1 rRNA gene is annotated in these 204 nt (G+C 47.1%); it reads right to left on the bottom strand.

The annotated features are described in order from the left end of the window. A 23S ribosomal RNA gene (locus LMB56_RS10580) occupies positions 1 to 186 on the bottom strand; the annotation flags it as partial. Between the last annotated feature and the right edge of the window lie 18 nt (positions 187 to 204).

The raw sequence follows: 204 nt of genomic DNA, 5'->3' as shown, positions 1-204 counted from the left end.
GTCTACCTCTTGCTAGCTATGTATTCACTAGTCAAGTAATCAGCGACTAAGCTGATTGGGTTGCCCCATTCGGAAATCTCCGGATCAAAGCGTACTTACCGCTCCCCGAAGCATATCGGTGTTAGTCCCGTCCTTCATCGGCTCCTAGTACCAAGGCATTCACCATGCGCCCTTCATAACTTAACCTAAACAATCAAAGATTGT

The organism is Limosilactobacillus reuteri (genome assembly GCF_020785355.1).
GTDB lineage: Bacteria > Bacillota > Bacilli > Lactobacillales > Lactobacillaceae > Limosilactobacillus > Limosilactobacillus reuteri_I.
The sequence above is the reverse complement of the archived record's forward strand: the minus strand, read 5'-3'. Positions and strand labels throughout refer to the sequence as shown.